Origin of the sequence: Pseudoalteromonas sp. P1-13-1a (assembly GCF_001401875.1) — a bacterium.
GTDB lineage: Bacteria > Pseudomonadota > Gammaproteobacteria > Enterobacterales > Alteromonadaceae > Pseudoalteromonas.
Map to the genome: position 1 here is coordinate 1 of NZ_LKDV01000131.1, position 259 is coordinate 259.

Consider the following 259-nt stretch of genomic DNA (forward strand, 5'->3'; position numbering starts at 1 on the left):
TAATAACAATCCCTAAAATAGACCACACCAGTTTATTTTTTAGTACGCCAAACTCGTTAAGTAAGTTAGATGGTTTTGCGTTATCAATATTTGGCACTACTTTGTACACAAATATAAATGCAATGAACGCTAAAACGGCAGCGCCACCTAAGCAATAACGCCAGCTTAGATTTTGCCCCACCAAGGTAACAATAGGCACGCCAACAATGGTTGCAATGGTCAAGCCCATAAATACTTTTGACATAAAGCTTGCCCGTTT

1 pseudogene is annotated in these 259 nt (G+C 39.0%); it reads right to left on the minus strand.

The features are described from left to right. Positions 1–259, minus strand: a pseudogene (locus AN391_RS20120) (MFS transporter); the annotation flags it as partial.